Origin of the sequence: Shinella sp. WSJ-2 (assembly GCF_003432075.1) — a bacterium.
Classification (GTDB): domain Bacteria; phylum Pseudomonadota; class Alphaproteobacteria; order Rhizobiales; family Rhizobiaceae; genus Shinella.
Window position 1 is genome coordinate 242,415 of record NZ_QWBU01000003.1, and the last position, 25,350, is coordinate 267,764.

Here is a 25,350-nt window from a genome sequence, read left to right on the forward strand (position 1 = left end):
TTCAGCGCAGGAGCAAATATCTCTCCTTCCGGCGCTTCCGGAAGAAATCCTGACGCCTGGGCGTGGCCGCAAAACTTCCCGAAAAACTCAGCAAATAAACTTGACAAAAAAATTCAGATTTAATAGCTGAGTTTTGCATTCAAGTTTATAGCGGGCGTTGGGCCCGCAGGGAAGGACTGGGACCATGGCCATCACTATTACCGCCAATGACGCCAACAAGGACGGCAAGGGCATCGACTTTTCCGCCTATCTTTCGAATTTCAACAAGACCTTTACGCGCGCGGGTTACGGCGGCTTCAACAGCTCCGATCCGATGGCGATGAGCGGCACGCAGTATTATTCGAACGATGCCAACAAGTACGGCGTGGTTCTGACGTCGGGCAAGACGGCATGGAACTACAACATGTCGACGCACAAGATCACCGGTTCGCTGAACACTGTGGAATTCGGTAATTCGATCGCCCTCGACAGCAAGACCAACACGTTCAAGATGACCTCAGACGTGAAGATCACGGGCCTCGGCGTGACCGACACGACGCTCGGTGGCCAGCTCCTGAGCGACATCATGGGCGGCAAGTCGACGACTACGGGTGCGACCGCCGGCCTCGTCAAGATTCTGAACGCAAATTCGGTCGTCTTCAACGGCAGCACGGGGGCGGATGTCTTCTCGGGCTATGCCAAGGACGACACGCTGAATGGCGGCAACGGCAATGACAAGCTCTACGGCAATGGCGGGCACGACACGCTGCGCGGCGGTGCAGGCAACGACACGCTGTATGGTGATGCCGGTAACGACAAGCTCTACGGCGATGCAGGCAACGACAAGCTCTACGGCGGCGCCGGCGACGACACGCTCTGGGGCGGTGACGGCAACGACACGCTCAACGGCGGTGCCGGCATCGACACGCTGCGCGGCGGCAATGGCGACGACTTCCTGTTCGGCTACGCCGGCAACGACAAGCTCTACGGTGACGCTGGCAACGACACGCTTTCGGGCGGCGCCGGCAATGACACGCTCGACGGTGGTCTCGGCAACGACATCCTGTCCGGTGGCGTCGGGGCGGACACCTTCATCATCAAGTCGGGCCAAGGCCTCGACCGCATCACCGATTTCGAAGCTGGCAAGGCCGGCCTTGATGTCATCCGGCTCGACAAGGCCGTGCTGAAGAACTTCGCCGATGTTCTCAGCCACGCGACGGAAACCCGTGCGGGTGACCTCGTCATCAAGTATGGCGCCGGCTCGATCACCCTCGAAGGCATCGCCAAGGCCGACCTGCACACGAGCGACTTCCTGTTCGCATAAGCTCCCGGACCTCCGGATGCTCCAGAAGCCGGGTGCAAACCCGGCTTTTTGCTGTCAGGCGCTGCGGCCGGGCAGCAGGATGAGATCGCCCCACCGCCTGTGCCACAGGTTATCCTCATCGACGACGACAAGCTTACGCCGGTCGATATCGCTCGCAACTATCTGCCGGGCGCTGGCAAGCGCCTCTTCGACGGGCAAAGGAATGGTGTCCCGCGCCTGCACGGGATCCGTAATAAAGGCGCAGGGACCGGCAATGCCGTCGATCAGCGTGAGGACGAGATCGGTTTCCGCGCGGACATGGTAGCGTGAAACCTTGTGGTAGACGGGCATGGGCTTCCTCCGGAAATGCCGGCCTAAACCCATGCCAATCCCAATCGTTCCAGAGATTTAGCGGTCGCTGACCGCCGCGCGCGGGTTGACCCACGGCTCCTGGTTGGAACGGGCGAGCGGTTGCCTGCCCAGGATGTGGTCCGCTGCCTTCTCGCCGGTCATGATCGATGGCGCGTTGAGATTGCCATAGGTCACATGCGGGAAGATCGAACTGTCGGCGACGCGCAGGCCATCGACGCCGATGACGCGGGTTTCCGGATCGACCACCGCCATGGGGTCGCTTGCCGCACCCATGCGGCAGGTGCCGGAGGGGTGATAGGCGCTTTCCAGATGCTCGCGCAGGAAGGCGTCGATCTCGTCGTCCGTCTGCACCTTCTCGCCCGGCTGGATTTCCGGTCCGCGGAAATCGTCGAAAGCCTTCTGGCCGAAGATTTCGCGGGTGAGGCGCACGCAGTGGCGGAATTTGATCCAGTCTTCCTCGTGGCTCATATAGTTGAACTTGATGACCGGATCGGCCATCGGATCGGAAGACCTGAGCGTCACGTTGCCACGCGATTTCGACAGATTGTAGCCGACATGCACCTGGAAACCATGGCTCTTCGCCGCCGCCTTGCCGTCATAGGAGATGGCGACGGGCAGGAAGTGATACTGGATATCCGGCTGCTTCAGCCCCGGTGCGGAGCGCAGGAAGGCGCAGGCCTCGAACTGGTTGGAAGCGCCGAGCCCGCCCTTGGAGAGCAGCCATTGCGCACCCGCCACGCCCTGCCAGAACCACGGCAGCCAGGAATAGAGCGAGACCGGCTTGGTGGAGACCTGCTGGAAATAGAATTCCATATGGTCCTGCAGGTTGGCGCCGACGCCGGGACGGTCGACCTTCACCTCGATCCCCATGTCCTTCAGATGCTGCGCCGGGCCGATGCCGGAGAGCATCAGCAGTTTCGGCGAGTTGAAGGAGGAGGCCGAGACGATGACCTCCTTGTTGGCCCTGACCACCTCGATCTTGCCGCCGCGCGCGATCTCGACGCCGACGGCCCGGCCGTTCTCGATGACGATTTTTCGCGCAAAGCAGCGCACCAGCGAGACGTTCGGCCGCTTCATGGCGGGGCGCAGATAGGCGTTCGCCGCCGACCAGCGCCGGCCGTTGTAGATCGTCTGCTCCATCAGGCCGAAGCCCTCCTGCTTGGAGCCGTTGTAATCCTCCGTCGTCTCGAAACCGGCCTGCTGGCCGGCCTGGATGAAGGCATGGAAGAGCGGGTTCGTCACCGGACCACGACGCACATGCAGCGGCCCGTTGGTGCCGCGCCAGCCGGGTTCGCCCCCCAGCGAGGTTTCCAGCCGCTTGTAGTAGGGCAGCACGTCCGCATAGGCCCAGCCGCGCGCGCCAAGCTCTTCCCAGCGGTTGAAGTCCTCCGCATGGCCGCGCACATAGACGAGACCGTTGATGGAGGACGACCCGCCGATCACCTTGCCACGCGGCGCCGTGATGCGCCGGTTGTTGAGATGCGGCTCGGGCTCGGAAAGATAGCCCCAGTTGTAGCGCTTCATGCTCATCGGCCAGGCGAGCGCTGCCGGCATCTGGATGAACGGCCCGATATCCGAGCCGCCATATTCCAGCACCATGACCCTATGCTTGCCGTCTTCCGAGAGCCGATAGGCGATTGCCGAGCCGGCCGAGCCGGAGCCGATGATGATGTAGTCTGCGTTCTGCATGGCGGTCCCCAGCCAATGTTCCTTCAAACGCCCTTTACGGGGCGAAATCTCAATACGGCGCCTCTACCTTGCCCATCGACACGTAGACCGTCTTCAGCTCCGAATAGTGCTCCAGCGCCGCCAGCGAGTTTTCGCGGCCGAAGCCGGATTGCTTGGAACCGCCGAAGGGGATCTCCACGGGGCAGAGGTTGTAGGTGTTGATCCAGAGCGTGCCGGCTTCCAGCTGGTCGACGACGCGATGGGCGCGGGTGATGTCGGCCGTGAAGACGCCACCGGAGAGGCCGAATTCGGTGGCGTTGCCGCGTTCGATGACCTCGTCCTCATGATCGAAATCGAGCACGCACATGACCGGGCCGAAGATTTCCTCGCGCGCGATGGTCATGTCGTCGGTGACATCGGCGAAGACGGTCGGCTGGATATAGGTGCCCTCAGCCGAAACGGCGTTCGGAATGCCGCCGCCGGTCAGAAGCGTCGCGCCCTCGGCCTTGCCCTTCTCGATGTAGTCCATGACCTTGTCGCGCTGCGCCTTGGAAACCATCGGGCCGAGCTGGGTCGCCTCGTCCATCGGGTCGCCGATGACGATTTTTTCCGTGCGCTCCTTCAGACGCGCCAGGAACTTCTGCTTGATGCCCTTCTGCACGAAGACGCGGGTGCCGTTCGAGCAGACCTGGCCGGTCGAATAGAAATTGCCGAGCATCGCACCGCCGATGGCGCTTTCGAGATCGGCGTCGTCGAAGACGATGAGTGGCGACTTGCCGCCGAGTTCCATCGTGACGTGCTTGAGGTCGGAGGCGGCGGCACCCGCCACCTTCTTGCCCGTCGGCACGGAGCCCGTCAGCGAGACCTTGGCGACGTCCTTGTGGTTGACGAGCAGTGGGCCGGTCGAGCGGTCGCCCTGGATGACGTTGTAAAGACCCTTCGGCAGGCCGGCCTCGATGAGGATTTCCGCGATCTTCAGCGCGCCGAGCGGTGTGTTTTCCGAGGGCTTGAAGACCATGGCATTGCCGCAGACCAGTGCCGGCGCGCCCTTCCAGCAGGCGATCTGCTGCGGATAGTTCCACGCGCCAATGCCCACGCAGACGCCGAGCGGCACGCGCTTGGTGAAGGCGAAATCCTGGCCGAGCGGGATATAATCGCCGTTGAGGCCGGCTGCCGCGATGCCGCCGAAGAATTCGAAGGCGTCGGCGCCCGAGGTCGGGTCGGCGACGATGGTTTCCTGGATCGGCTTGCCGGTATCGAGCGTTTCGAGTTCCGAAAGCTCGCGGTTCCTCTCGCGCATGATCTCTGCGGCGCGTTTCAGGATACGGCCGCGCGCCGTCGGGCTCATCGCGGCCCATTCCTTTTGGGCACGCTTGGCGGACGCGATCGCCTTCTCGACGATGGCGGGCGTTGCCGCATGGAGCTTGGCGATCACCTCGCCGGTGGCGGGGTAGATGCTCTCGAAGGGCGTGCCGGCTGTGTCTTCGACATACGCGCCATCGATGAAATGCGAGGCTTTGGGTTGGGCTCTCATCTTATTCTCCCCGCGGATAGCGTTTGGATTCCTCGAGATTGTCGAGGTTCATGTGGTTGCGCATGTAGCGTTCGGATGCCTTCTGCAGCGGCTGGTGGTCCCAGGGGTAATAGGCGCCGTTCCTCAGCGCCTCGTAGACCACCCAGCGCCGTGCCTGGCTTTCGCGCACGGCGGCGTCGAATTCGGCCATGTCCCAGCGCGCCTCGCGCATCTGCTGGAAGGCGGCGAGTGTCGCCTGAACGACCGTATCCTCCGAGAAGGCAAGGTTGTTGAGTTCGTGCGGATCGGCCTCGAGGTCGTAAAGCTGCTCGGGGTCGAGTTCGCAGTGAATGTATTTCCACTTGCCCTCGCGGATGCCGACGAGCGGCGCATACGAGGCTTCCGCCGCATATTCCATCAGGACGGGCGAGATGCGCTCCGCGCCGTTGATGATGGGCGCAAGGCTTTCGCCATCCGTCCAGGGCATCACCTCGTCCATGGAAATGCCGGCGAGATCGCAGAGCGTCGGCGTCACGTCGAGATTGGAGGAGGGGGCGAGGTGCAGGCCGGGCGTTACGCCGGGACCGGCGATCATCAAAGGCACACGGGCGGAGCCCTCGAAGAAGTTCATCTTGAACCACAGGCCGCGCTCGCCGAGCATGTCGCCATGGTCGGAGCAGAAGAAGATCAGCGTCTCATCCAGCATGCGCGTGCGCGTCAGCGTATCGACAAGCTCGCCGACCTTTTCGTCGAGATAGGAAATGTTGGCGAAATAGGCCTGGCGCGAACGGCGCACATGCTCGCCGCTGATGGCGAATTTGGCGTAGTCGCAGGAATGCAGGATGCGGGCGGAATGCGGATCCTGCTCCTCCAGCATGCCGACGTCGGGCAAGAGGTGCTCGCAATCCTCGTAGAGGTCCCAGAACTTGCGGCGGGCCACGTAGGGATCGTGCGGGTGGGTGAAGGAGACGGTCACGCACCAGGGGCGGCGGTATTGGTCGTCGTTCTCGCGCGAAAGCTGGTAGAGCTTCTGGTTGGCGAGGAAGGCGACCTCGTCGTCATATTCCATCTGGTTGGTGATCTCGGCGACACCCGCGCCCGTCACCGAGCCCATATTGTGATACCACCAGTCGATGCGCTCGCCCGGCTTGCGATAATCCGGCGTCCAGCCGAAATCGGCCGGGTAGATATCGGTGGTCAGTCGTTCCTCGAAGCCGTGCAACTGGTCCGGCCCGACAAAGTGCATTTTCCCTGACAGCGCCGTGTAATAGCCGGCGCGGCGCAGGTGGTGTGCAAAGGTCGGGATGGAGGAGACATATTCCGCCGCATTGTCATAGACCCGCGTGCGGCTTGGCAATTGCCCGGCCATGAAGGACGCGCGGGCCGGCGCGCAGAGCGGCGAGGACGTGTAGTTGTTGCGGAAACGCGCCGAGCGGGCGGCGAGCGCCTTCATATGCGGCGCATGCAGCCAGTCCGCCGGCCCATCGGGGAAAAACGTCCCGTTGAGCTGGTCGACCATGATGATCAGGATATTCGGCTTGCTGGCGGTCACGGACAGGTCCTTGAAAAAGAAATTCGGATTTAACGTTTCTCTGTGACGGGTGCTCGCCGGCCCGCGTCGGGTAAAGCAGCACCCGCGACAGCGGCAAGCTGCGCATCCACATAACTCTCGGTCAGCGCAATCGACGATTCGATGCTGACGGGCGCCGAGCGCAACCCTTGCCGCAGATAGAGCCCGTCGATCATGGCGGCGGCGCCATCGGCGATCTGCGCGGCGTTCTCGGCCGGGCAAAGCTGCTTGAGACTGGAGAGCAGGCTGGAATTCAGCCGTCGCGCATAGACGACGAGCAGCCGGCGCACCGACTCGGAGCGCTGCGCCTCGGAATAGAAGGCAAGCCAGGCCGCCACTGTCTCGGGCGCGAACTGATGCGCCTGGAAATTCACGCGGATCACTGCTGAAAGCCGCTCCCGCGGCGTCGTCGCTTCCCGGAGTGCTGCGACCGCATCGGCCCGCAGCTGGCGCAGCAGGCTGCGGATCGTCTCGATGACGAGCTGTTCCTTGGAGCCGAAATAATGATGGGCAAGCGCCGGAGATACGCCGGCATGCCGGGCGATCTCCGACATGGTCACGGTCAGCGAGCCGTGATCGCCGACCGCCCTCAGCGTCGCGTCTACCAGCGCCTTGCGGCGCACCGGCTCCATCCCAACCTTCGGCATACTGTTCCCCTTATTATCGTCAAAGGTATTTTTAATTGATCGATCAATCAATAAAAATTTTCGATGCCGGCAATGGTTCAATCAGATGTCGCAATGGCGTGTTCTTTCGTGTTAGGCTGGTTTTGTTTTCATTCAATTTTCGAGGTGCGTCATGGTCCTCTCTCCCGGAATGAACCCACTCTCCGACGTCCGCGCCAAATGGGGCTGGTTTGTTGCCCTTGGTGTCGTGCTGCTCCTGTTCGGCGGCATCGCGGCAGCCAATCTCTTCATCGCGACGGTCGCCTCGGTCTATTATGTCGGCATGCTGATGATCGTTGGCGGGGCCGTGCATCTCGCCCATGCCTTCCAGGTCAAGGCCTGGCGGGAGACGATCGCCTGGGCGCTGAGCGCGCTGCTTTATCTGGCAGCCGGCGTGCTCGCCTTCGTCAATCCGGTGTTGACCTCCGCCGTTCTGACCCTGCTGATGGCCGCAGCCTTGCTCGTCGCCGGCATCTTCCGCATTTTCGCGGCCTGGCGTGTCCGCCCGGAAAAGGGTTGGGGCTGGCTGATGGCGGGCGGCATCGTCACCGCGCTTGCGGGTCTCGTCTTCCTGCTCGGCTGGCCGGTCAACAGCCTCTGGCTGCTCGGCCTTTTCCTTGCCTTCGATCTCGCGATGCAGGGCTGGGCGCTCATCGGCTTTGGCCTCGCGCTGCGAAAATAGCCTCTGCTCTTTACCTCCCGCCGCCATCGGCCCATCATGCCGACGGGAGGATTGTTCATGGACGTTTCCATCATCGGCTGGGCGCATACACGCTTCGGCAAGCTTGAAGGCGAGACGGTCGAGAGCCTGATCGTGACCGTCGCGCGCGAGGCGATCGCCCATGCGGGGCTGTCGGCCGGCGATATCGACGAGATCGTGCTCGGCCATTTCAACGCCGGTTTCTCGCCGCAGGATTTTACCGCAAGCCTCGTGCTGCAGGCCGATGACGCCTTGCGCTTCAAGCCGGCGACGCGGGTGGAAAATGCCTGCGCCACCGGTTCGGCCGCCGTGCACCAGGGCATCCGTGCTATCAGGGCCGGTGCCGCGCGCCATGTGCTGGTCGTCGGCATCGAGCAGATGACGAAAACGCCCGCCGCCGAGATCGGCGCGAACCTGTTGAAAGCCTCCTACCTTCCGGAAGACGGCGACACGCAGGCCGGTTTTGCCGGTGTCTTCGGGCGTATTGCGTGGGCCTATTTCCAGCGCCATGGCGACCAATCCGATGCGCTCGCGGCCATCGCCGCCAAGAACCATAGGAACGGGGTCGCCAATCCCTATGCCCAGATGCAGAAGGATCTCGGCTTCGATTTCTGCCGCACCGAAAGCGAGAAAAACCCTTTCGTCGCCGGGCCGCTGAAACGCACCGATTGCTCGCTGGTCTCCGACGGCGCCGCCGCTCTCGTGCTCGCCTCATCCGATGCCGCCGCCAGCGCCCCGCGGGCCATAGGCTTCCGCGCGGCCGCCCATGTGCAGGATTTCCTGCCGATGTCGAAGCGCGATATCCTGATGTTCGACGGCTGCGCGCAAGCCTGGCGGCAGGCGCTGGCGCAGGCCGGGGCGACGCTCCGTGATCTTTCCTTCGTCGAAACCCATGACTGCTTCACCATTGCCGAGATGATCGAATACGAGGCGATGGGCCTTGCCAGGCCGGGCGAGGGTGGCCGTCTGGCGCTCTCGGGTGAAACTGCGAAAGACGGCCGCCTGCCCATCAATCCCTCTGGTGGCCTGAAATCGAAAGGGCATCCGATCGGCGCGACGGGGGTCTCCATGCATGTGCTGACGGCCATGCAGCTTGCCGGCGAGGCGGGTGGCATCCAGGTGCCGGGTGCCACGCTCGGCGGCCTGTTCAACATGGGCGGGGCGGCTGTCGCGAACTATGTCTCCATCCTCGAACGCAAGCACTGAGCGGTTTGACAGCCACGGCGTCTGGGCCTAGAAATTCGCCTGTGGGATGGGGATGGAGCTCCCCGATATCAGCCGTTGACCGGCTGATAGCTCGTGCCAGGCCGGCCAGCGATGGCCGTCGACGGCGGGAGCGTGTTCTGCGACCGCCCGTGGGCGGTTTTTTGTTGTCCGGATGTCGCAACAACGGACTGTGAGGCACGGACATGACCTATCTGATCGTCTTTCTCGGTGCAGGCATCGGCGGTGCCGGCCGGCATGGGGTGAATGTGCTGGCGGCAAAGCTGTTCGGCACGCATTTTCCCGCCGGCACTCTGATCATCAATGTGCTCGGCTGCCTGCTGATGGGCCTGATCGCCGGCGTCTTCGCCTTCAAGGTGAGTCTGCCGCAGGAGGCACGGCTGTTCCTGACCACCGGCATACTTGGTGGCTTCACCACCTTCTCCGCCTTTTCGCTTGATGCGGCGCTGCTCTGGGAGCGTGGCGAGATGGGGCTGGCGGCGCTTTATGTCGGCGCATCGGTTTTTGTTTCACTGCTGGCGGTCGCCGCAGGACTGGCGCTGACGCGGGTCATGCTCGCGGGAGGTGCAGTGTGAAGACCTTTCTGACCTCCTGGCAAGTCTGGGCGCTTGGCTCGGCAATCTTCGCCGCGCTGACGGCGATCTTCGCCAAGATAGGCATATCGGAGGTCAATTCCGACTTCGCCACCTTCGTGCGAACCGTGGTCATCCTGCTGGCCATCGCCTTGATGCTTACGCTTGCCGGCAACTGGCAGGCACCCGGCACGGTGCCGGTGAAGAGCTGGATCTTCCTCATTCTCTCGGGTCTGGCGACCGGCGCCTCCTGGCTCTGCTATTTCCGCGCGCTGCAGATCGGCAAGGCCGCGCAGGTCGCTCCGGTCGACAAGCTCTCCGTCGTGCTCGTCGCCGTCTTCGCCGTGCTTTTCCTTAGCGAGCAGCTTTCGACAACGCACTGGATCGCGGTTGCCATGATCGGCGGCGGCGCGCTGCTGCTTGCCTTGCCCATATGAGGGGTTTCTTTTTCAACTCCTTGTAGTCGTTGCAGTTTCATCGAATTGTCACACTACGGAAACGGATTTTTCAGGGATCGGAAGAGAGACTTCGCGGCAGTGTAAAAGCCCCGGAGCGTCCCATGTCCGCCGCCGAACTGCTCGCCCTTCGTCGCTTCGGCGATGGTGAGATCGTCACGCTCGCCAAGCTGGTTATCGAAACGGCGTTCCAGCCGATCGTCGAGGCCGCCACCGGTGCCGTCTTCGGCTACGAGTCGCTGATGCGCGGTTTCGACCGGCTGGGCTTCCGCTCGCCGCTCGATCTCCTCGACCGGGCGCACGAGGCCGGCCAGCTTCTGGCGCTCGAGCACATGGTCAACAGTCGGGCGATCGCCGCTTTCGCGGCGCTGCCGGATTTCCGCTCGCGCACGCTGTTCGTCAATCTCGATTCCCGACTGGTGGCCGAGGGCTCTGACCTCGTCGAGCGCCTGGCCGGCCATCTCAGCCGCGCCGGCATCCCGGCCTCGTCGATCTGCTTCGAGATTTCCGAGCGGTTTAACAATGATCAACTGCCGGATTTCGCCATGCTGGTGCGCAAGCTGCGGCTCGCCGGCTTCAAGCTCGCCATCGACGATTTCGGCGTCGGGCACAACGGCCTGAAGCTGCTCTGCGACCATCCGGTTGATTATCTCAAGATCGACCGCCACTTCATTTCCGGCATGGAAAGCGATGCGCGAAAGCGCCATCTCGTGCGCAACACGGTCAATGCAGCCCATGTTCTCGGCATTCGCGTCATTGCGGAAGGCGTGGAGAGCGAGGCGGAGTTCATCGCCTGCCGAGAGGCGGGCTGCGATCTCGTGCAAGGCTGGTTTGTCTCGCACCCCGTCACGGATTTTTCGGCGCTGAGCCCCGTCTATGCGCAGGTGGCGCGGGCGGGCGGCACGCGCCGCTCTTCGCGCACGCTGGACAGTATCCTCATCCGCCGCGAGATCGAGCAGGTCGCGGTGCTCCGGGAAAACGAGAGCCTGGAATCGGTCTTCGAATTCTTCCGCCGCGATCCCAAGCGCACCTTCTTCCCGGTGCTGAACGCCAATGACGAGCCGCGTGGCATCCTCCACGAATATCACGTCAAGGAGTTGAGCTATCACCCGTTCGGCCGCGACCTCTTGAAGAACAGGCTATACCAGAAGAGCCTGTCGCATTTCGTCACCATGGCGCCGATTGCCGATCTCGATACGCCGGCCGAACAGCTGCTCGATGTCTTCACCGGCATGGGCGGCAATGAATGCGTGATCCTCACCGAGAACCTGCGCTATGCCGGCATCCTCTCGGCCTCGTCGCTCTTGAAGATCATCAACGAGAAGCGGCTGAAGACGGCGGAGGACCAGAACCCGCTGACCGGCCTGCCGGGCAACCGCTCGATCCGCGATTACCTGCAGGACAAGGCGCTCGACGGCGACCAGCTGCGCTGCCTGTGCTACTTCGATTTCGACAATTTCAAGCCGTTCAACGATCACTACGGCTTCCACAAGGGCGATCTCGCGCTGTCGCTCTTCGCCTCGCTGCTGCGGCGCGAATTCGTCGGCGAGGATGTCTTCGTCGGCCATGTCGGCGGGGATGACTTTTTTGCCGGCGTTTCCGGTCGGCCGGTGGAGGTCGTGCAGGATATCCTGGAACGGCTGCTTGCCGATTTCGCCCGCGAGGTGCGCGCGCTCTATTCGCCGGAGGATCGGCTGGCCGGGGAAATCCGTGGCCGCGACCGGGCGGGCCATCAGACGAAATTTCCGCTGATGCGCTGTTCGGCCGTCGTGCTGGTGGTGCCGGAAGGTGAGGTGATCGGCGAGGCGGGGCAGATCAGCAGCCGAATCGCCGCCCTGAAGGCGGATGCCAAGGAGAGCGACGGGGGGCTCGTGCTCTCCTCGGTCTCGGGCGACATGCAGCCTGCGGCAGCGGCACGTCGTTCATAATAGGGCGGGCCCTCGCGGACCCGCCCCGTGCCACGTCAGCGGAGAATCTTCACCGTCTTCGCTTCGTGGTTCTTGCCGGACATGTCGAAGGAGATAGCCACCTTCTCGCCAGCCTTCAGTCCGGGATCGTGAAACCCCTTGGGAAGGTGGTAGACGGTGCCATCGGCAAGCGTCAGAGACATCGACGCCTTGTTGTACTCCTTGACCGTACCGGTCGCCGACTTGGCGGCGAGGGCAAGACCTGGGGTGGCAAGAATGGAAACGATGGCGAGATTGGAAAGAAGAACACGCATCTGGGTCGTCCATAAGGGCCCCGGGCGGGGCTGAGAAGCCGTCCGGGAGGCGTCGCGTCGCAGCCGTCAAGGGAAGGGCTGCCGGCGCTCCCCGGCTTCGGAAGAGAGGCTAGGCCTGGAAAAATCCGTTTTCAAATTAACAAGATTTAATTTTCACGGCCGCGAAACAGCCGAAATTTCAGGGTTTCGCGGCCAAATCTTGACGATGTTCAAGCGCCACGTGATGTCGCAGCAAACGCATCCAAGCGATTCAAAAGATTCGTACTTTGGGCTAGAATCACCAAAGAGATGCGGTCGCAACATGCGGGGAGGGTCTATCCATGCCAGTTCCATCATCCATGTCCTATATCGGGCTGAGCGAACACGGCGGCCCCGACGTGCTGGTGCCGACCGAGGGGCGCACGCCGCAGCCGCGCAGCGGCGAGATTCTCGTGCGCGTCGCGGCAGCCGGCATCAACCGGCCGGACGTGCTTCAGCGCAAGGGTGATTACCCGCCGCCGCCGGATGCGAGCCCCATCCTCGGCCTGGAGATCGCGGGCGAGGTGGTGGCGATCGGCGAGGACGTGATCGGCTATCATCTTGGCGACAAGGTCTGCGCGCTGGCCAATGGCGGCGGCTATGCGCAATATTGCGCGGTGCCCGCCACCCAGGCGCTGCCCTTCCCGAAAGACTATGATGCGGTGAAGGCAGCGGCGCTGCCGGAAACCTTCTTCACCGTCTGGGCGAACCTCTTCATGATGGCCGATCTGAAGCCAGGCGAGAGCGTGCTCATCCACGGCGGATCGAGCGGCATCGGCACGACGGCGATCCAGCTTGCCGCCGCGCTGGGCTCGCGCGTCTTCACGACGGCCGGCACGGCGGACAAATGCGAGGCCTGCCTTGATCTCGGCGCCAGCCGCGCCATCAACTACCGCAACGAGGATTTCTGCACCGTCATCGCGGAAGAAACGGGCAAGGCCGGCGTCGACGTCATCCTCGACATGATCGGCGCCGCCTACTTCGAGCGTAACCTCAAGTCGCTCGCCCGCGACGGGCGCCTGTCGATCATCGCCTTCCTCGGCGGCACCTTCGCCGAAAAAGTCAGCCTCGCGCCGATCCTGCAAAAGCGCCTGCGCCTGATGGGCTCGGCCATGCGCCCGCGCACCGCGGCGGAAAAGCAGGCGATCCGCGATGCCCTGCTGGAGAAGGTCTGGCCGCTGCTGGAGGAGGGGCGCATCGCCCCGGTCATCCACGCCGTTCTGCCTTACAAGGAGGCCGCCGCCGGCCACCGCATGATGGAGCATGGCGATCACATCGGAAAGATCGTGCTGACCTTCGATTAAGATCTATTCGGCGCAGGTGATGCGGTCGCGGCCGAGATGTTTGGCGCGGTAGAGCGCCCGGTCGGCGCGCTCGAAAAGGTCTTCCGCCGCCGTGCCGCAGAATTCGGCGATACCGGCCGACATGGTGTAGCTGCAGCACAGGTCGGCCCGGTTCTCCGCCCGCGCCATGTGGCTGCGCAGCCGCTCGATGGCGTCTGTCGCCTGGCGCAGGCCGGTGCCCGGCATCAGCACCAGAAACTCCTCCCCGCCGATGCGCGCGAAGAAGTCGCCGCCGCGCAGTTCCTGCCGGCCGGCGGCGGCAAAGTGCTTCAGCACCCGGTCGCCATTGGCATGGCCGTAGCGGTCGTTGATGCTCTTGAAATTATCGAGGTCTATCAGCACCAGCGAGAGCGGCGTGCCGTCGCGCAACGCCGCCTGCATGTCCGCCTCCAGCCGCTCCATGGCGGCCCGGCGGTTGAAGAGGCTGGTCAGCGGGTCCGTATCGGCGGCGAGGCGGGCGGCATCGCGGGCAAGCTGCAGCACGCGCTCGTTGGATTTGAGCATGGTGATGTCGGTGAAGACATGCCACAGCCAGCCGCCCGGCAGCAGCGTCTCGTTGACGAGGAACCACCTGTCGTCGCTGATATCGATCTCGAAGGTGCGCTGCGGGCTGCTGCGCCGCCTCTTGCAGGCCATGTCGAGGAATTCCTCAATCGGCAGGCTGATCTTCGGTCCGACGCGCTTGCCGTGGCAATTGCGCATGATGTCGGCAAAGGTGCTGGCGCCGGACTGCACGTCGAAGAGCAGACGGAAAGCTGCGGAACCGTAGGCAAGCTCATCATCGGGCGAAAACAGCGCGAAGGCGACGCCGGACGCGTCGAGGCCGGACAGGATAAGGTCCGTGGTGGCGCGGTCGCGGAGAAGGGCGAGCGGCAGGATCGTATCGATCTTCGCCATGCCGCTTTCTTCCAGCCAGCCATGTCCATCGCTCAGCCGCAACCGTTCGTCCTTTCCGGGGCAGAATCGCCGGCCAGACCGACGATAGGTGCCCTTTGTGGCAGAAGGCGGCAGTGTCGCAATCGCGACCGCAGGACGACGTTAACAAATCCTCAATCGCCGAGCCCGGTCGCTTTGTGCGGCAGGCCGATGGTAAGCAGGATGGCGAGGGCCGCCGGCAACGCGAGCAGCGCATAGAGCCAGCGCGCCGCCGTCACCGCACCCTCGACGCCGCCCGGCTGCAACAGCCCGGTGGAGTTGACGATGATGCCGGCGAGCGCCGCCCCGAAGGCAGCACCGAGCGCCTGCATGGTGGTGATGGCCGCCGACGCCTTGTCCGTTTCGCCTGCGGGGGCAAGCCACATGACATGGGTCACGAGATGCGCCCAGCCCATGCCGATGCCGAAACCCATCAGGTAGGTGAAAACAGTCGAGAGCACGAGCAGGACAAGGCCGCTGTCGGGATTGTGCCGGGCGAGCGTGAAGACGAGCAGCGCGGTGGCCAGCGTCTCGATTGCCCCGCCGATGAGAATGACGCGGTTGGCCAGCCTTCCCTTGAGGCTTGCGGTCATGAAGGCCGCCGTCGTCCAGCCGAGCGCCAGAAGCGCCACGAGATAGCCCGAGATCAGCGGCGTGACGCCGTGCAGCACCTGCAGAAAATAGGGGATGTAGACATCCGAGCAGATCGTCACCAGCAACAGCAGCATGATGAGATAGACGCGGGCAAGCGGCGAGCCGAGGCTGATCGTGCCGGCCGGCAGCAGCCGCGCCTCGGCATGGCGCTCGATGGTGATGGTGGCGATGATGCCGATGACGGCGGCCGCCGCGAGAACGCCGCGCAGCGCCGGCGCATCCACCGAGCTTGCGAAGGAGAGCAGCACGACGGCCGTCACCAGAAGTACGATCTGCACGAAGGGCGTCTTGGTCGTCACGCGCTCGCCTTCGCCCGAGGGCAACAGCCGGGGCGCGACGAAGGCCATGATGGCGGAGAGCGGCACGAGCAGCGCGAAAGCCTCGCGCCAGGCGCTGCCGGCCGCGAAGATGCCGCCGATGGTCGGCCCGAGGAAGGTGGCGATGCCCCAGACGGCGGCGTAGAGCGTGGAGGCCGTGCTCCACAGCGCCTCGGGATAGACATAGCGGATGAAGGCATAGCCGAGCGCCACGAGGAAGCCGGCGCCGAGCCCCTGGATCGCACGGCCTGCCAGCACGATCTCCATGGTGGGGGCGATGGCGCAGACCAGGCTGCCGATGCCGAACAGCACCGCGCCGAAGACGTAGCAGCGGTTGAGCGTCACATTTTCCGGCCTGACGGCCACGAAGGTCGAGCCCAGAACGGAGGCCGCGACATAGATCGTCGTCGCCCAGGCGAAGAGCTCGAGACCACCGATATCGCGCACGATCGAGGGCATCAGCGTCGCGGTGATATAGGTCTCCACCGCATGCAGCATGATCCCGCCGCCGAGCATCAGCGTCCCGAACAGGGTGCCGCGATGAAACAGGCTGGACAGCCGCGGCGCGGCTTCCTTCGGGGTGATGACGCTATCGGACATGGGAACGGACCTCGGAGTGCAAAAGTGCGGGAGAGACGTCGCACGGCCCTATCGGGAGTTCAAGCCGTGACTTTTGGTTGAAAAGGCGAGCGGAATGAAGGGTGGGCGGGAGTGAGCGGCGGCGACGCCAGATAATCGGCCGCGGGATCGCGTGGTGCGTAATCGTCCCAGGTATCTATCTCCCGGCACGGAGAGGAGGTGAGAGGCGGCGGAAGGGAGGAGACGAAGGGTAAGAAAGGAAGCGAAGGTAGGGGTCTGCGCCTGCAAGCCCCGCCCCCAAGCCTCCCGCCAGCCGCGTCTTATGGGTTCCACTCGCCGGCAACCTGCCGGGTTGCCACGTTGAAGCGGTTCCAGACATTGATCGCCGCGATCTCCACGACGAGGGCGGCCAGCGTCTTCTCGTCGTAGTGGCGGGTGGCCTCGTTCCAGACCGTGTCCGGAACCGGCTCCTCGCGGTCGGCGATGCGGGTGAGCGCCTCGGTCAGGGCAAGGGCGGCGCGCTCGGCATCCGTATAGAACGGCGCCTCGCGCCAGGCGGCGACGGAGAGGATGCGCCGGTCGCTCTCGCCGGCCTTCTTCATCATGCGCGGGTGCAGATCGACGCAGAAGCCGCAGCCATTGATCTGGCTGGCGCGCAGATGCACGAGATGAGCGGTCTTTTCCGGCAACTCCGTCGTCTGGGCCGCACCTTGCAGCGCCTGCATGGCCTTCATGACTTCGGGGAGGATGGTAACGATATTGGTCATACGGGATTGCATTTTGATGCTCCTTGCACTGTTTTCGCTTCGACGGTTGCGAGCCCTGTCACACCGGTGCGGCTTCGTTCGTCATGGCCATGACGCCACGAACCGAGGGAGTGTGACCGATGAGCGAAAAAAAGTTTTGGACCGAGCGTTTCGAGGCCGAGCGCGGCCGTCTGCGCAGCGTGGCCTTCCGCATGCTGGGCTCGCATACGGAGGCGGATGACGCCGTCCAGGAGGCGTGGCTCCGGCTGGAGCGCGCCGGTGATGGTATCGAAAACCCTGCGGGCTGGCTGACGACCGTCGTCGGTCGCATCTGCCTTGACATGCTGCGTGCCCGCACCAGGCGCCGCGAGGACCCGATCGACGGCGATGAAGGCGAAGTCCAGCACGCCGACCCGGCAGCCGGCGCCGATGAACAGGCCGCCCTTGCCGATTCCGTCGGCCTGGCGATGCTCGTCGTGCTGGAGCGCCTCGCGCCCGTCGAACGCCTCGCCTTCGTGCTGCACGATATGTTCGACGTGCCCTTCGAGGAGATCGGCCGCATCGTCGATCGCTCGCCGGACGCTGCCCGCCAGCTGGCGAGCCGCGCCCGCCGCCGGGTGCAGGGCCTGCCGGAAACCCCATCCGCCGATTACGACCGCCGCAAGAACGTCGTCGCCGCCTTCCTCGCCGCCTCGCGTGACGGCGATTTCTCCGGCCTGCTAGCCGTGCTCGATCCCGACGTCGTCTTCCACGCGGATGCGGATGCCGTCAGGCTCGGTTCGCTCGCCGAGATGCACGGCGCCCAGGCCGTGGCGACCAATTTTAAGGGCAAGGCGACGGCGGCGAAGCTCGCCCTCATCGACGGCCAGCTCGGCTTCGCCGTCATTCTCGGCGGCCAGCTCAAGCTCGTCGTGCTCATGGAGGTGGAGGGCGATCAGATCATCGCGATCAACTCCATCGCCGATCCCGCGCGCATCGCGGCCTGCGAGGTGGAATATCTGTAAGAGGCGGCCACGAGAAGATACCTTGAAGCCCCGACATTTCCCACCCACCGACGTCATCCTCGGCCGAGGATCCATGCCACGGGCAAGACGGTGCGGATGGGTGGATCCTCGGGTCAAGCCCGAGGATGACGGAGGGGGGAGCGGCCGGTGGGCGGCTGCGGGCTAAATCCCGATCCGCCCGATCGCCGGGATCTTGATCGCCGGCCGCATCACATCGATGCCGGCGACGAGGCCCATGATGTGCAGCTCCAGCCCGCTGCGCAGGCCGGCGGAGACGCCGAGCAGGCCGTAGAGCGTCGCATGCACGTCCCTGCCATCCGCATCCACGGCAAACAGCTTGCCTTCCGGCAGGTAATCGCGCCCCACGGCATCCGGCGGCAGCACGACCCCGAGTTCCGGCACGCTGCGCAGTACATGGGCGACGAAGGTGTTGGAGTTCGGCCCGGGCCAGATGCGGTAGGCGCCGGGCGTCGAATAGGGATAGGCCGCAATCGCCTTCTCGATTTTCGGGATCAGCCGCGCCGCCTCCTTGCCGCTGACGGAGGCGACAATGCGCGGGGTGTTGGAATACCAGAAGGCATCGGGCGCATAGGCATTCTTGCGCACTGGCGTGCCCCAGCCGACCTTGTCGTAGCGATTGTAGCTTGCGGCATTCGCCTCTTTCGTGACGATCCAGGCATGGCTCGCCACCGCGCCCTTCATGCCGCCTGTCGCGGCGGAGAAGATGTGGATCGTCGCCTGCGGCGTCGTCTTCGCGTCCGGCAGGATGCCGGCGGAAGTCCAGTTCGCCTCACGCCAGTTGGCCGGACGGTCCTTGATGTACCAGTAGCCGGCGGCGCCCAAGGCGGGCATCAGATAGATCACCAGAAAGAGGACAAGGACGTTCCTCAGCAATTTCATGCGGGCGCTCCGAAACCGAGTGGGCAGTTCGATCGATTTCGGATAATACCGCAGCGGAAATCGGAAATTTGAGGGCACGATCATGGCAAATCCGGTACTTGTCGAAGTCACGCGCGGCAATCTCGTCGAAAGCCGCCATCGCGGCATGGTCGTGGTGGTCGATGGCGATGGATCGGTGGTGTTTTCGCAGGGCGATATCGATGGCGGCGTCTTCCCCCGTTCGGCCTGCAAGGCCATGCAGGCGCTGCCGCTGATCGAAAGCGGTGCCGCCGATGCCCATGCCTTCGGCAACCAGGAACTGGCGCTCGCCTGCTCCTCGCACAGCGGCGAAGCGGCGCATGCCCGTCTGGCCGGCTCCATGCTCGCCGCCGCCGGCGTCGATGAGAGCGTGCTGGAATGTGGCGCGCACTGGTCCTTCGAACAGCCCGTGCTGATCGGCCAGGCCCGTCTGCTCGATCGCCCGACGGCCCTGCACAACAATTGCTCCGGCAAACATGCCGGCTTCGTCTGCGCCGCCTGCCACACCGGCAAGGACCTCAAGGGTTATGTGCGCTATGAGCATCCCGTGCAGGCCGAAATCCGCGGCATCATGGAAAGCCTGACGGGCGCCGCACTTGCCGTCGACAATTGCGGCGTCGACGGCTGCTCGATCCCGACCTATGCCGTGCCGATGAAGGGTCTCGCCCACGGCTTCGCAAAGATGGCGACCGGCGTCGGCCTCGGTGCCGAGCGCGCAAAAGCCTCGCGCCGCCTGATAGAGGCCTGCATGGCCGAGCCCTTCTTCGTCGCCGGCACCGGCCGCGCCTGCACCCGCCTGATGGAAACCGCTCCCGGCCGCATCTTCGCGAAGACCGGCGCCGAAGGTGTCTTCTGTGCCGCCATTCCGGAGAAGGGCCTCGCCATTGCGCTGAAATGCGAGGACGGCACGACCCGCGCCGCCGAAAGCATGGTCGCCGCCACGCTTGCCCGTTTCTTCACGGAAGAGCCGGACATCCACGCCGCCCTGATGGCCCAGGCCAACCGCTCCATGAAGAACTGGAACGGCATTCATGTCGGCGATATCAGGGTGACGGACGCGTTCGCGGCCTGATCAGGCTTCCCGTATCTCCACATCCAGTTCCCGATAGGGCGCCAGCATTTCCGGTGCGAGGCTATCAGGCACGATAAGGCCGGTGGCTGAGCCTGTTGGCATGATTTTCCAGGGGGATGCACGGCCGAGTTTTTCGGCGGTGAGCAGGACCCAGGTGGCGGCGGCGTTTTCGGCGATGATGCGCTTGGTGGCGGCTTCCTCCATGTCGCCGGTCGTCAGGCCCTGCGTCGGGTGGGCAGCCGTGACGCCCATGAAATAGAGGTCAGCCTTCAGGCCGCGGATCGCCCCCAGCGCCACGGCGCCCGTCGTCACCATCGAATGTTTGTAGAGCCGGCCGCCGATCAGCACGACCTCGGCGGTCGGGTGGCGTTCGAGTTCGCAGGCGATCGTCGGGCTGTGCGTCACCACCGTGAAGGCGAAGCTGCGCGGCAGCGCGCGGGCAAGGGCGGCCGTCGTCGTACCGCCGTCGAGGAAGATCACCTGTCCCGGTTCGATCATCGCCGCCGCACGGGCACCGAGTGCCGCCTTTTCGTCGGCTGCCAGCGTCTGGCGCGCGGCAAGATCCGGTAGGGCCGGGGCAAGCGGCAGTGCCCCGCCATGCACGCGTTTCAACAGCCCCTCCGCTGCCATTTCCCGCAGATCCCGGCGGATCGTGTCCTCGGACAGGTCGAGTTCCGCCGCGAGCGTCTTGGCGACGATTTCCCCGTCGCGGCTCAGGCGCTGGGCGATGAGTGCCTTTCTCTGGCTGGTCAGCATATGCGAACTCCATCTTGACTCTGCACGAAATTACACGAATAATCGTGAAATATCCAGAATAATCCGGATATTTCGTGCAAAATGTAAGGAGTAAGACATGTTGATCCTGGTTGCCGGCCCGTATCGCTCGGGCACCGGGGATGACCCGCAGAAGATGGCGGAGAACCTGAAGCGGCTGGAGGCACCGTCCTATGCGCTGTTCAAGGCCGGCCATGTACCCATGATCGGCGAATGGGTGGCGCTGCCCGTCTGGCATGCGGCCGGTGGCCAGGAGATCGGCGATGCCCTGCACGAGGAGATCTTTTATCCGACGGCGCATCGCCTGCTCGAACTCTGCGAGGGCGTGCTGCGCCTGCCCGGCGACAGCAAGGGTGCGGACAATGACGTGCGCATCGCCCGCGAACGCGGCATTCCGGTCTGGCATCGGCTGGAGGATGTACCGGGCTGCGCTGCGGCGGCGGCGTAATTTTTTCGAAAACCTTGTCGGGAAGGGGCGTCGTGTTACGTCCTTGTGGCATGATGGGGGAAAACGCCCCGCATCGCCAACAATCGAGGAGGATTTCCATGCGCATGATTTTCGTCAACCTGCCCGTCAAGGACCTGCCAGCGACCCGCCGCTTTTTCGGCGCGCTCGGCTTTACCTTCAACGAGCAGTTCTCCGACGACACCGCCGCCTGCATGGTGGTGGACGAGAACATTTTCGTCATGCACCTGACCGAGGAGAAGTTTGCCCAGTTCGTCAACGGCAAGGTCGGCGATCCCGAGCAGCAAACGCAGGCGCTGACCTGTTTCTCTGCGGTGAGCCGCCAGGAAGTCGATGACTTCAAGGCCAAGGCGCTGGCCGCCGGCGGCCGCGAATGGAAGCCGAACATCGAATTCGGCCCGATGTACGGCTGCTCCTTCCAAGACATCAACGGCAATGTCTGGGAGTTCATGCATATGGACCAGTCGGGCGGCTGATCGCCGATCCGCAACCCTCTCCCGGCCGCGGGAGAGGGTTGCACATCGCGTTGCCGGTCTTCGGCAGGGTTTTATCGGGAAGGCGCTATCTCTTCCATCGCAATCGCCGTGCATGCACGACGGGCGAGCCCATATAGGTGATGAAGCAACTTCGCAGTCGTTCGCGCCTTATCATGGCGCGAGGATTGCCAAACCATTGCTCGCCTTCCGCCATGAAAACCCAGTCTATGAAATCATCGACGGTGACATACCCCCTTTCGGGAATGTAGCGCGTCACATGACGCCATCCGTCATCCTGCAAGCTGCCGCAATAGCCATAGCCGACGCAGATCGCTCTGATCAGCGCGTGGAAATCCTTGTTTTCGGACATTGGAATGCCCGCCGATGCGGGCCAGAAGTGAGGAACTGACCGTAATGAAGCCGGAAAATGTCGGGGCTGTCAATCACGGCCAGTGCCTCTGATATGCCTATGCCTCGGTCTGGCGCCTAGTCGTCGTGGCTATGCGCCTCCGCGACGAAGCTGAGCGTTGCGGTGTAGCCGATCTGGTCCGCCTTCGGGTCGTTTTCCAGCGGCACGCTGTGATCGACGGCCAGCACGTTCAGTCCGTCATTGCGGATCGCCACGACCACTTCGCCGTCGGCGTCGGTCGGGTCGCTCTTGAGGGAAGCCTGGTTGACGTAGTCGAGCGTCACCACCGCGCCGGCGAGCGGTTTGCCGTCGTGCAGCACGCGCAGCCGGATCGGATCTCCGGCCTTCCGGCCGATAGGGTTGTCGAGCGGCAGGATCTGCAGATTCTGCTTCGGGAAAGCGGGCAGGGCGCCGTGGGCGTGGAGAAGCGACAGGCTGTTCTTGATGTAATGGCCGGCGGCCTTGGCGTCCGCCACCTTGTCTTTCGCCTCGTTCACCCATTTGCCATCCGTCTTCTCCGTCCAGTAACCGTTGTCGAAGGTGAGCAGGATGGCTGCGGGCTCGCTCTCCGGCTTCAGGATCGCGTGCTTCTCACGTTTGTCGACCTCCACCGGCGTTGCAGTCCCGTCTTCGGAGATCGCCAGCGCCTGGGTAATGCGTGCGGGATCGTAGGGATCGTCACCCGCGCCATGGCCATAGACGACGCCGAGATTGCCCCAGCGCTCCGCCACCCACGCGCCATGCGCCCCGGCGGTGAGGGGGTGCGAGAGGACGAGCGCGAGCGCGCCCGAAACAGCGAGAATCTGCTTCAGCATTCTGGTCTCCAGATTGGTAATGTTATTACGTTACCAAGATCGTGTAACGTTCAGCGCTGCGGCCTGTCAAGCATGGCCGCCATTATTGTTTGGGCGGCCGCCGATTAGCCTCCAGCTCCTTCAGAGGGGGGAAATGCAAAGGGTGAGGACTGCGACGTCCAAGATTGTTATGTTTGAAAAATCGACTGCATTCAGCACAAGTTGCGAGCCGCAAACGGCAAGAGGGCCATTCAGCTCTCTCACCGAGAGAGGCCGCGTTGGTGCGGCGACCCTTTCGTAGCTGCCGACGTAGTCACCGACTTTATGAACATCCGTCCAGTCGAACGCATAAAGTCCCCGTTCCGCAAATTTGTCGAAGGCTTTATGGCCGGGTGCGTCGCGCCGGCTATTGACGTTCGATGTGATTGGGAGGGCCTGTATCCAATCCTCGACGTCCAGAATTTGCCCATAGGCCTCACACAGGGCAATGGCGGGGACGGGGCCAATTCCGGCCGTGATGAACGCGCCAACATTCCCCGCGCTGTCGATCGCCAGCCAGGCGCAGTCTATTTGGTTGGGATATTCATGCGGCGTGATGCTTTCTTTCATACCTAGTATGAATGAGCATTGGCCAGAAAACATCAAGAGATATGGGGCAAATGGATTCAGTCAATTTCTACAGTGAACATGCCCTGCGTGTGGATATGCGAATGTCAGCGTCGGTGTGCCCGACCTGTGCGCGGAAGAGGCCGAAGGGCAGGTCGCCCAGCGCGCGGGCGTCCATCGTCTCGATTTCGGGATGGGCAAGCGGGTCGCGCATCCAGACGGGCGTCTCCGCCGGCTCGGCCTCCGCCTTCAGGGCTGCCGCGATCATGGAGAAAATCTTGAACATTGTCTTCTCCTTTCGGTTTGTTATCTTTGGCAATGATTGATAATCGCGCCAAAAGGGCGTTTCTTCAATCGAGCACTTCGTGATCTGGATATAGAAAACCTATATGCGAAATCTCAACCTCGTGCATCTGAATGGTCTTCGTGCGCTGGAGGCGGTGGGGCGGCTCGGCTCCTTGCAGGCGGCGGCCGAGGAGCTGGGCGTCACAGTCGGCGCCGTCAGCCAGCAGGTCATTCGCGCCGAAGAGCAATTGGGGCGGGCGATCTTCGACCGCACCAACCGCGGCCTCACCCAGACCGCCTTCGGCACACCCTTTCTGGCTCGCCTCTCGGCGGGCTTCGGGCAGATTTCCGAGGCGGTCGCGACGACCCGGCGCCGCGACGATGCGATCCTGACGATCTCGGTCGCGCCGATCTTCGCATCGCGCTGGCTCATCCATCGCATCGATCGCTTCGCCGCCGCTCATCCGGATATCAGCCTGCGCATCGAGGCGACGACGACGCTGGTTGATCTCGCCCGCTCGGATGTCGATCTCGGCATCCGCGTCGGGCCGGGCACCTGGCCGGATGTGCGGGCGGAGTTTCTGATCCCGCAGGTGATGTTTCCGGTCTGCGCGCCGGCGCTGGCGGAAAAAATCAGGACGCCCGCGGATCTCGCCACGCAGCCGGCCGTGATCGATGGTAATGACCAATTCACCTGGGGGCGCTGGCTGAAGGCGGCGGGGCTCGACATTCCCGCACCGAAGGCGCGCCACGTCTTTTCCGATGCCTCGCTCTGCCTCGATGCGGCGCTGGCCGGGCAGGGGGTGCTGCTCGCCTGGCCGGTGCTCGCCTCCTGGGCGCTGAAGGAGGGGCGGCTCGTCGCGCCGTTCCCGCTGCGGGTCGAGACCGGCAACGGCTATTATTTCGTGACGGCCCCGGGCGTACCGGAGCCGCGCAAAGTATCGCTCTTCAAGCGATGGTTGCGGGCCGCCATCGTTGAGGACGAGGATGGCTTTGCCGGTGCCGTCATTCCAGCTCTTTTGCCCGCGTCTCCATCATCGCCCTGAAGGCCGGGCGTGCCTGGCAGCGCTCCAGCCAGGCCTTGACGTTCGGCGCGGCGTCGAAGAGCTGCGGCTGGCTCATCGCATAGCGGAAGACCTCCGCGACATTGAGATCGGCGACGGTGAAGCGGTCGCTGACGACATGACCGGTTGCGGCGAGATGCTGGTCGAGCCGCTGGAAACATTTTTTCAGCGCCTTGGCCGCGGCGCGAATGGTCAGGCGCCCCGCCTCGCTTTCGGCCGCATTGGTGTCGAGCGTCAGGATGATCTTCACGGCATGCGGCTCCACCTCGGTCGCCGCCCACATCGTCCATTGCAGCATTTCGGCCTCTTCCGTCACCGTCTGGCCGGAAAGCGGGCCGCCATGCTTGCGGGCAAGATAGAGGTTGATCGCCAGCGATTCGGTCATCACGAAGCCGCTGTCATCGATGCAGGGGATGAGGCCGGTCGGGTTGACGGCCAGGAAGTCCGGCGACTGCGTGTTGAGGGGCGCGTCGGCCGCATGCGGATCGTCCACCCGACGGGCCTGCACGACCGGCACGGAAACGAAGGGCAGGCCGAGTTCGCCCGCCAGCCAGTAGTTGCGCGAGGCGCGGGAGCGATAGACGCCGTAGATGCTGAGCATGGATCCTCCTTATGCAAGCGGTTTGGCGATGCGTTTGCAATAGAACAAAGTGCCCCCGCGTTTCCTG

Annotated in this window: 28 protein-coding genes; 12 read left to right on the forward strand and 16 right to left on the reverse strand. The window is 63.7% G+C overall.

The features are described from left to right. The first annotated feature begins 184 nt into the window (after window positions 1-184). Window positions 185-1,303 carry a calcium-binding protein gene (locus tag D0Y60_RS08835; protein ID WP_199564130.1) on the forward strand — a complete coding sequence of 373 codons (1,119 nt, stop codon included), beginning with the start codon at window positions 185-187 and terminating at the stop codon, window positions 1,301-1,303. 54 nt (window positions 1,304-1,357) lie between these two features. Here D0Y60_RS08835 and D0Y60_RS08840 read toward each other — a convergent pair whose 3' ends face one another. Genes D0Y60_RS08840 through betI form a run of 5 tightly spaced genes read right to left on the reverse strand, consistent with a single transcriptional unit; the run spans window position 1,358 to window position 7,052 of the window. Continuing rightward, on the reverse strand, window positions 1,358-1,633 hold the full coding sequence (locus D0Y60_RS08840; RefSeq protein WP_117368895.1) for a hypothetical protein: 276 nt from the start codon (window positions 1,631-1,633) through the stop codon (window positions 1,358-1,360). Window positions 1,634-1,690: 57 nt separating this feature from the next. Continuing rightward, window positions 1,691-3,343: a choline dehydrogenase gene (betA, locus tag D0Y60_RS08845; RefSeq protein WP_117368897.1), complete on the reverse strand. Its 1,653-nt coding sequence runs from the start codon at window positions 3,341-3,343 to the stop codon at window positions 1,691-1,693. A gap of 49 nt (window positions 3,344-3,392) precedes the next feature. Next, window positions 3,393-4,856 carry a betaine-aldehyde dehydrogenase gene (betB, locus tag D0Y60_RS08850; protein WP_117368899.1) on the reverse strand — a complete coding sequence of 488 codons (1,464 nt, stop codon included), beginning with the start codon at window positions 4,854-4,856 and terminating at the stop codon, window positions 3,393-3,395. Between the two features lies 1 nt (window position 4,857). Beyond that, window positions 4,858-6,387: a choline-sulfatase gene (betC, locus tag D0Y60_RS08855; RefSeq protein ID WP_117368901.1), complete on the reverse strand. Its 1,530-nt coding sequence runs from the start codon at window positions 6,385-6,387 to the stop codon at window positions 4,858-4,860. Window positions 6,388-6,416: 29 nt separating this feature from the next. Next, window positions 6,417-7,052 carry a transcriptional regulator BetI gene (betI, locus tag D0Y60_RS08860; protein WP_117368903.1) on the reverse strand — a complete coding sequence of 212 codons (636 nt, stop codon included), beginning with the start codon at window positions 7,050-7,052 and terminating at the stop codon, window positions 6,417-6,419. Window positions 7,053-7,203: 151 nt separating this feature from the next. Between betI and D0Y60_RS08865 the strand changes: the two genes are divergently transcribed. The 5 genes from D0Y60_RS08865 (at window position 7,204) to D0Y60_RS08885 (ending at window position 11,949) form a co-directional block, all read left to right on the forward strand. Then, window positions 7,204-7,752, forward strand: coding sequence for an HdeD family acid-resistance protein (locus tag D0Y60_RS08865; RefSeq protein WP_117368905.1), 549 nt, complete (start codon window positions 7,204-7,206; stop codon window positions 7,750-7,752). Between the two features lie 57 nt (window positions 7,753-7,809). Continuing rightward, window positions 7,810-8,976 (forward strand): acetyl-CoA acetyltransferase, encoded by a 1,167-nt coding sequence (locus D0Y60_RS08870; RefSeq protein WP_117368907.1) that lies wholly within the window; start codon window positions 7,810-7,812, stop codon window positions 8,974-8,976. A gap of 203 nt (window positions 8,977-9,179) precedes the next feature. Next, entirely contained in the window at window positions 9,180-9,569 is a 390-nt protein-coding gene (gene crcB, locus D0Y60_RS08875) for a fluoride efflux transporter CrcB (protein ID WP_117368909.1), read from the forward strand. Further along, window positions 9,566-10,003 carry an EamA family transporter gene (locus D0Y60_RS08880; protein ID WP_117368911.1) on the forward strand — a complete coding sequence of 146 codons (438 nt, stop codon included), beginning with the start codon at window positions 9,566-9,568 and terminating at the stop codon, window positions 10,001-10,003. The genes crcB and D0Y60_RS08880 overlap by 4 nt, the downstream gene beginning before the upstream one ends. 122 nt (window positions 10,004-10,125) lie before the next feature. Then, the gene (locus tag D0Y60_RS08885; protein WP_117368913.1) at window positions 10,126-11,949 is read left to right on the forward strand and encodes a GGDEF domain-containing protein; all 1,824 of its coding nucleotides are present in this window, start codon (window positions 10,126-10,128) and stop codon (window positions 11,947-11,949) included. Between the two features lie 35 nt (window positions 11,950-11,984). Here the strand turns inward: D0Y60_RS08885 and D0Y60_RS08890 are convergent, their stop codons facing one another. After that, on the reverse strand, window positions 11,985-12,242 hold the full coding sequence (locus D0Y60_RS08890; protein WP_117368915.1) for a DUF1344 domain-containing protein: 258 nt from the start codon (window positions 12,240-12,242) through the stop codon (window positions 11,985-11,987). A 320-nt stretch (window positions 12,243-12,562) separates the two neighbouring features. Here D0Y60_RS08890 and D0Y60_RS08895 point away from each other — a divergent pair, with 320 nt between their 5' ends. Continuing rightward, complete coding sequence (locus D0Y60_RS08895; RefSeq protein ID WP_117368917.1) at window positions 12,563-13,564, forward strand: NAD(P)H-quinone oxidoreductase; 1,002 nt, start codon at window positions 12,563-12,565, stop codon at window positions 13,562-13,564. A gap of 3 nt (window positions 13,565-13,567) precedes the next feature. Here the strand turns inward: D0Y60_RS08895 and D0Y60_RS08900 are convergent, their stop codons facing one another. From D0Y60_RS08900 to D0Y60_RS08910, 3 genes are all read right to left on the reverse strand, one after another. Further along, a complete protein-coding gene (locus tag D0Y60_RS08900) occupies window positions 13,568-14,500 on the reverse strand; it encodes a GGDEF domain-containing protein (RefSeq protein WP_147324511.1) in 933 nt (310 codons plus the stop codon). A 152-nt stretch (window positions 14,501-14,652) separates the two neighbouring features. Further along, window positions 14,653-16,089, reverse strand: coding sequence for an MFS transporter (locus tag D0Y60_RS08905; RefSeq protein ID WP_199564131.1), 1,437 nt, complete (start codon window positions 16,087-16,089; stop codon window positions 14,653-14,655). 299 nt (window positions 16,090-16,388) lie between these two features. Beyond that, window positions 16,389-16,847 (reverse strand): carboxymuconolactone decarboxylase family protein, encoded by a 459-nt coding sequence (locus D0Y60_RS08910; RefSeq protein ID WP_117368921.1) that lies wholly within the window; start codon window positions 16,845-16,847, stop codon window positions 16,389-16,391. Window positions 16,848-16,954: 107 nt separating this feature from the next. On the opposite strand from D0Y60_RS08910, the gene D0Y60_RS08915 reads away from it, so the two are divergent. After that, window positions 16,955-17,818 carry a sigma-70 family RNA polymerase sigma factor gene (locus tag D0Y60_RS08915; RefSeq protein WP_117368923.1) on the forward strand — a complete coding sequence of 288 codons (864 nt, stop codon included), beginning with the start codon at window positions 16,955-16,957 and terminating at the stop codon, window positions 17,816-17,818. Window positions 17,819-17,980: 162 nt separating this feature from the next. On the opposite strand, the gene D0Y60_RS08920 is transcribed toward D0Y60_RS08915, so the two are convergent. Continuing rightward, complete coding sequence (locus tag D0Y60_RS08920) at window positions 17,981-18,718, reverse strand: DUF3750 domain-containing protein (RefSeq protein WP_117368925.1); 738 nt, start codon at window positions 18,716-18,718, stop codon at window positions 17,981-17,983. An 82-nt stretch (window positions 18,719-18,800) separates the two neighbouring features. Between D0Y60_RS08920 and D0Y60_RS08925 the strand changes: the two genes are divergently transcribed. After that, complete coding sequence (locus D0Y60_RS08925) at window positions 18,801-19,808, forward strand: asparaginase (protein ID WP_117368927.1); 1,008 nt, start codon at window positions 18,801-18,803, stop codon at window positions 19,806-19,808. Here the strand turns inward: D0Y60_RS08925 and D0Y60_RS08930 are convergent, their stop codons facing one another. Next, entirely contained in the window at window positions 19,809-20,564 is a 756-nt protein-coding gene (locus D0Y60_RS08930) for a DeoR/GlpR family DNA-binding transcription regulator (RefSeq protein ID WP_117368929.1), read from the reverse strand. It abuts the gene before it with no gap. 97 nt (window positions 20,565-20,661) lie between these two features. Between D0Y60_RS08930 and D0Y60_RS08935 the strand changes: the two genes are divergently transcribed. Together D0Y60_RS08935 and D0Y60_RS08940 are read left to right on the forward strand one after the other, a co-directional pair. Beyond that, window positions 20,662-21,030, forward strand: coding sequence for a DUF4406 domain-containing protein (locus tag D0Y60_RS08935; protein ID WP_117368931.1), 369 nt, complete (start codon window positions 20,662-20,664; stop codon window positions 21,028-21,030). 98 nt (window positions 21,031-21,128) lie between these two features. Next, window positions 21,129-21,524 carry a VOC family protein gene (locus tag D0Y60_RS08940; protein ID WP_117368933.1) on the forward strand — a complete coding sequence of 132 codons (396 nt, stop codon included), beginning with the start codon at window positions 21,129-21,131 and terminating at the stop codon, window positions 21,522-21,524. Window positions 21,525-21,609: 85 nt separating this feature from the next. Here the strand turns inward: D0Y60_RS08940 and D0Y60_RS08945 are convergent, their stop codons facing one another. The 4 genes from D0Y60_RS08945 to D0Y60_RS08960 form a co-directional block, all read right to left on the reverse strand. Then, window positions 21,610-21,894, reverse strand: a complete 285-nt coding sequence (locus tag D0Y60_RS08945) for a hypothetical protein (protein ID WP_117368935.1) — start codon at window positions 21,892-21,894, stop codon at window positions 21,610-21,612. Between the two features lie 116 nt (window positions 21,895-22,010). Further along, window positions 22,011-22,748 carry a DUF4198 domain-containing protein gene (locus tag D0Y60_RS08950; RefSeq protein ID WP_245409133.1) on the reverse strand — a complete coding sequence of 246 codons (738 nt, stop codon included), beginning with the start codon at window positions 22,746-22,748 and terminating at the stop codon, window positions 22,011-22,013. Window positions 22,749-22,868: 120 nt separating this feature from the next. Then, window positions 22,869-23,336, reverse strand: a complete 468-nt coding sequence (locus tag D0Y60_RS08955; protein ID WP_117368937.1) for a hypothetical protein — start codon at window positions 23,334-23,336, stop codon at window positions 22,869-22,871. 67 nt (window positions 23,337-23,403) lie between these two features. Further along, window positions 23,404-23,619 carry a hypothetical protein gene (locus tag D0Y60_RS08960; RefSeq protein ID WP_117368939.1) on the reverse strand — a complete coding sequence of 72 codons (216 nt, stop codon included), beginning with the start codon at window positions 23,617-23,619 and terminating at the stop codon, window positions 23,404-23,406. Window positions 23,620-23,722: 103 nt separating this feature from the next. Here D0Y60_RS08960 and D0Y60_RS08965 point away from each other — a divergent pair, with 103 nt between their 5' ends. Further along, a complete protein-coding gene (locus tag D0Y60_RS08965) occupies window positions 23,723-24,664 on the forward strand; it encodes a LysR substrate-binding domain-containing protein (RefSeq protein WP_117368941.1) in 942 nt (313 codons plus the stop codon). On the opposite strand, the gene D0Y60_RS08970 is transcribed toward D0Y60_RS08965, so the two are convergent. Further along, the gene (locus D0Y60_RS08970) at window positions 24,624-25,283 is read right to left on the reverse strand and encodes a glutathione S-transferase family protein (RefSeq protein ID WP_117368943.1); all 660 of its coding nucleotides are present in this window, start codon (window positions 25,281-25,283) and stop codon (window positions 24,624-24,626) included. The genes D0Y60_RS08965 and D0Y60_RS08970 overlap by 41 nt on opposite strands. Window positions 25,284-25,350 lie beyond the last annotated feature (67 nt).

Coding starts and splice junctions, on each gene's coding strand:
- D0Y60_RS08835 (WP_199564130.1), top strand. CDS start 185: ATGGCCATCACTATTACCGCCAATGACGCCAACAAGGACGGCAAGGGC.
- D0Y60_RS08840 (WP_117368895.1), bottom strand. CDS start 1,633: ATGCCCGTCTACCACAAGGTTTCACGCTACCATGTCCGCGCGGAAACC.
- betA (WP_117368897.1), bottom strand. CDS start 3,343: ATGCAGAACGCAGACTACATCATCATCGGCTCCGGCTCGGCCGGCTCG.
- betB (WP_117368899.1), bottom strand. CDS start 4,856: ATGAGAGCCCAACCCAAAGCCTCGCATTTCATCGATGGCGCGTATGTC.
- betI (WP_117368903.1), bottom strand. CDS start 7,052: ATGCCGAAGGTTGGGATGGAGCCGGTGCGCCGCAAGGCGCTGGTAGAC.
- D0Y60_RS08865 (WP_117368905.1), top strand. CDS start 7,204: ATGGTCCTCTCTCCCGGAATGAACCCACTCTCCGACGTCCGCGCCAAA.
- D0Y60_RS08870 (WP_117368907.1), top strand. CDS start 7,810: ATGGACGTTTCCATCATCGGCTGGGCGCATACACGCTTCGGCAAGCTT.
- crcB (WP_117368909.1), top strand. CDS start 9,180: ATGACCTATCTGATCGTCTTTCTCGGTGCAGGCATCGGCGGTGCCGGC.
- D0Y60_RS08885 (WP_117368913.1), top strand. CDS start 10,126: ATGTCCGCCGCCGAACTGCTCGCCCTTCGTCGCTTCGGCGATGGTGAG.
- D0Y60_RS08890 (WP_117368915.1), bottom strand. CDS start 12,242: ATGCGTGTTCTTCTTTCCAATCTCGCCATCGTTTCCATTCTTGCCACC.
- D0Y60_RS08895 (WP_117368917.1), top strand. CDS start 12,563: ATGCCAGTTCCATCATCCATGTCCTATATCGGGCTGAGCGAACACGGC.
- D0Y60_RS08900 (WP_147324511.1), bottom strand. CDS start 14,500: ATGGCGAAGATCGATACGATCCTGCCGCTCGCCCTTCTCCGCGACCGC.
- D0Y60_RS08905 (WP_199564131.1), bottom strand. CDS start 16,089: ATGTCCGATAGCGTCATCACCCCGAAGGAAGCCGCGCCGCGGCTGTCC.
- D0Y60_RS08910 (WP_117368921.1), bottom strand. CDS start 16,847: ATGCAATCCCGTATGACCAATATCGTTACCATCCTCCCCGAAGTCATG.
- D0Y60_RS08915 (WP_117368923.1), top strand. CDS start 16,955: ATGAGCGAAAAAAAGTTTTGGACCGAGCGTTTCGAGGCCGAGCGCGGC.
- D0Y60_RS08920 (WP_117368925.1), bottom strand. CDS start 18,718: ATGAAATTGCTGAGGAACGTCCTTGTCCTCTTTCTGGTGATCTATCTG.
- D0Y60_RS08925 (WP_117368927.1), top strand. CDS start 18,801: ATGGCAAATCCGGTACTTGTCGAAGTCACGCGCGGCAATCTCGTCGAA.
- D0Y60_RS08930 (WP_117368929.1), bottom strand. CDS start 20,564: ATGCTGACCAGCCAGAGAAAGGCACTCATCGCCCAGCGCCTGAGCCGC.
- D0Y60_RS08935 (WP_117368931.1), top strand. CDS start 20,662: ATGTTGATCCTGGTTGCCGGCCCGTATCGCTCGGGCACCGGGGATGAC.
- D0Y60_RS08940 (WP_117368933.1), top strand. CDS start 21,129: ATGCGCATGATTTTCGTCAACCTGCCCGTCAAGGACCTGCCAGCGACC.
- D0Y60_RS08945 (WP_117368935.1), bottom strand. CDS start 21,894: ATGTCCGAAAACAAGGATTTCCACGCGCTGATCAGAGCGATCTGCGTC.
- D0Y60_RS08950 (WP_245409133.1), bottom strand. CDS start 22,748: ATGCTGAAGCAGATTCTCGCTGTTTCGGGCGCGCTCGCGCTCGTCCTC.
- D0Y60_RS08955 (WP_117368937.1), bottom strand. CDS start 23,336: ATGAAAGAAAGCATCACGCCGCATGAATATCCCAACCAAATAGACTGC.
- D0Y60_RS08960 (WP_117368939.1), bottom strand. CDS start 23,619: ATGTTCAAGATTTTCTCCATGATCGCGGCAGCCCTGAAGGCGGAGGCC.
- D0Y60_RS08965 (WP_117368941.1), top strand. CDS start 23,723: ATGCGAAATCTCAACCTCGTGCATCTGAATGGTCTTCGTGCGCTGGAG.
- D0Y60_RS08970 (WP_117368943.1), bottom strand. CDS start 25,283: ATGCTCAGCATCTACGGCGTCTATCGCTCCCGCGCCTCGCGCAACTAC.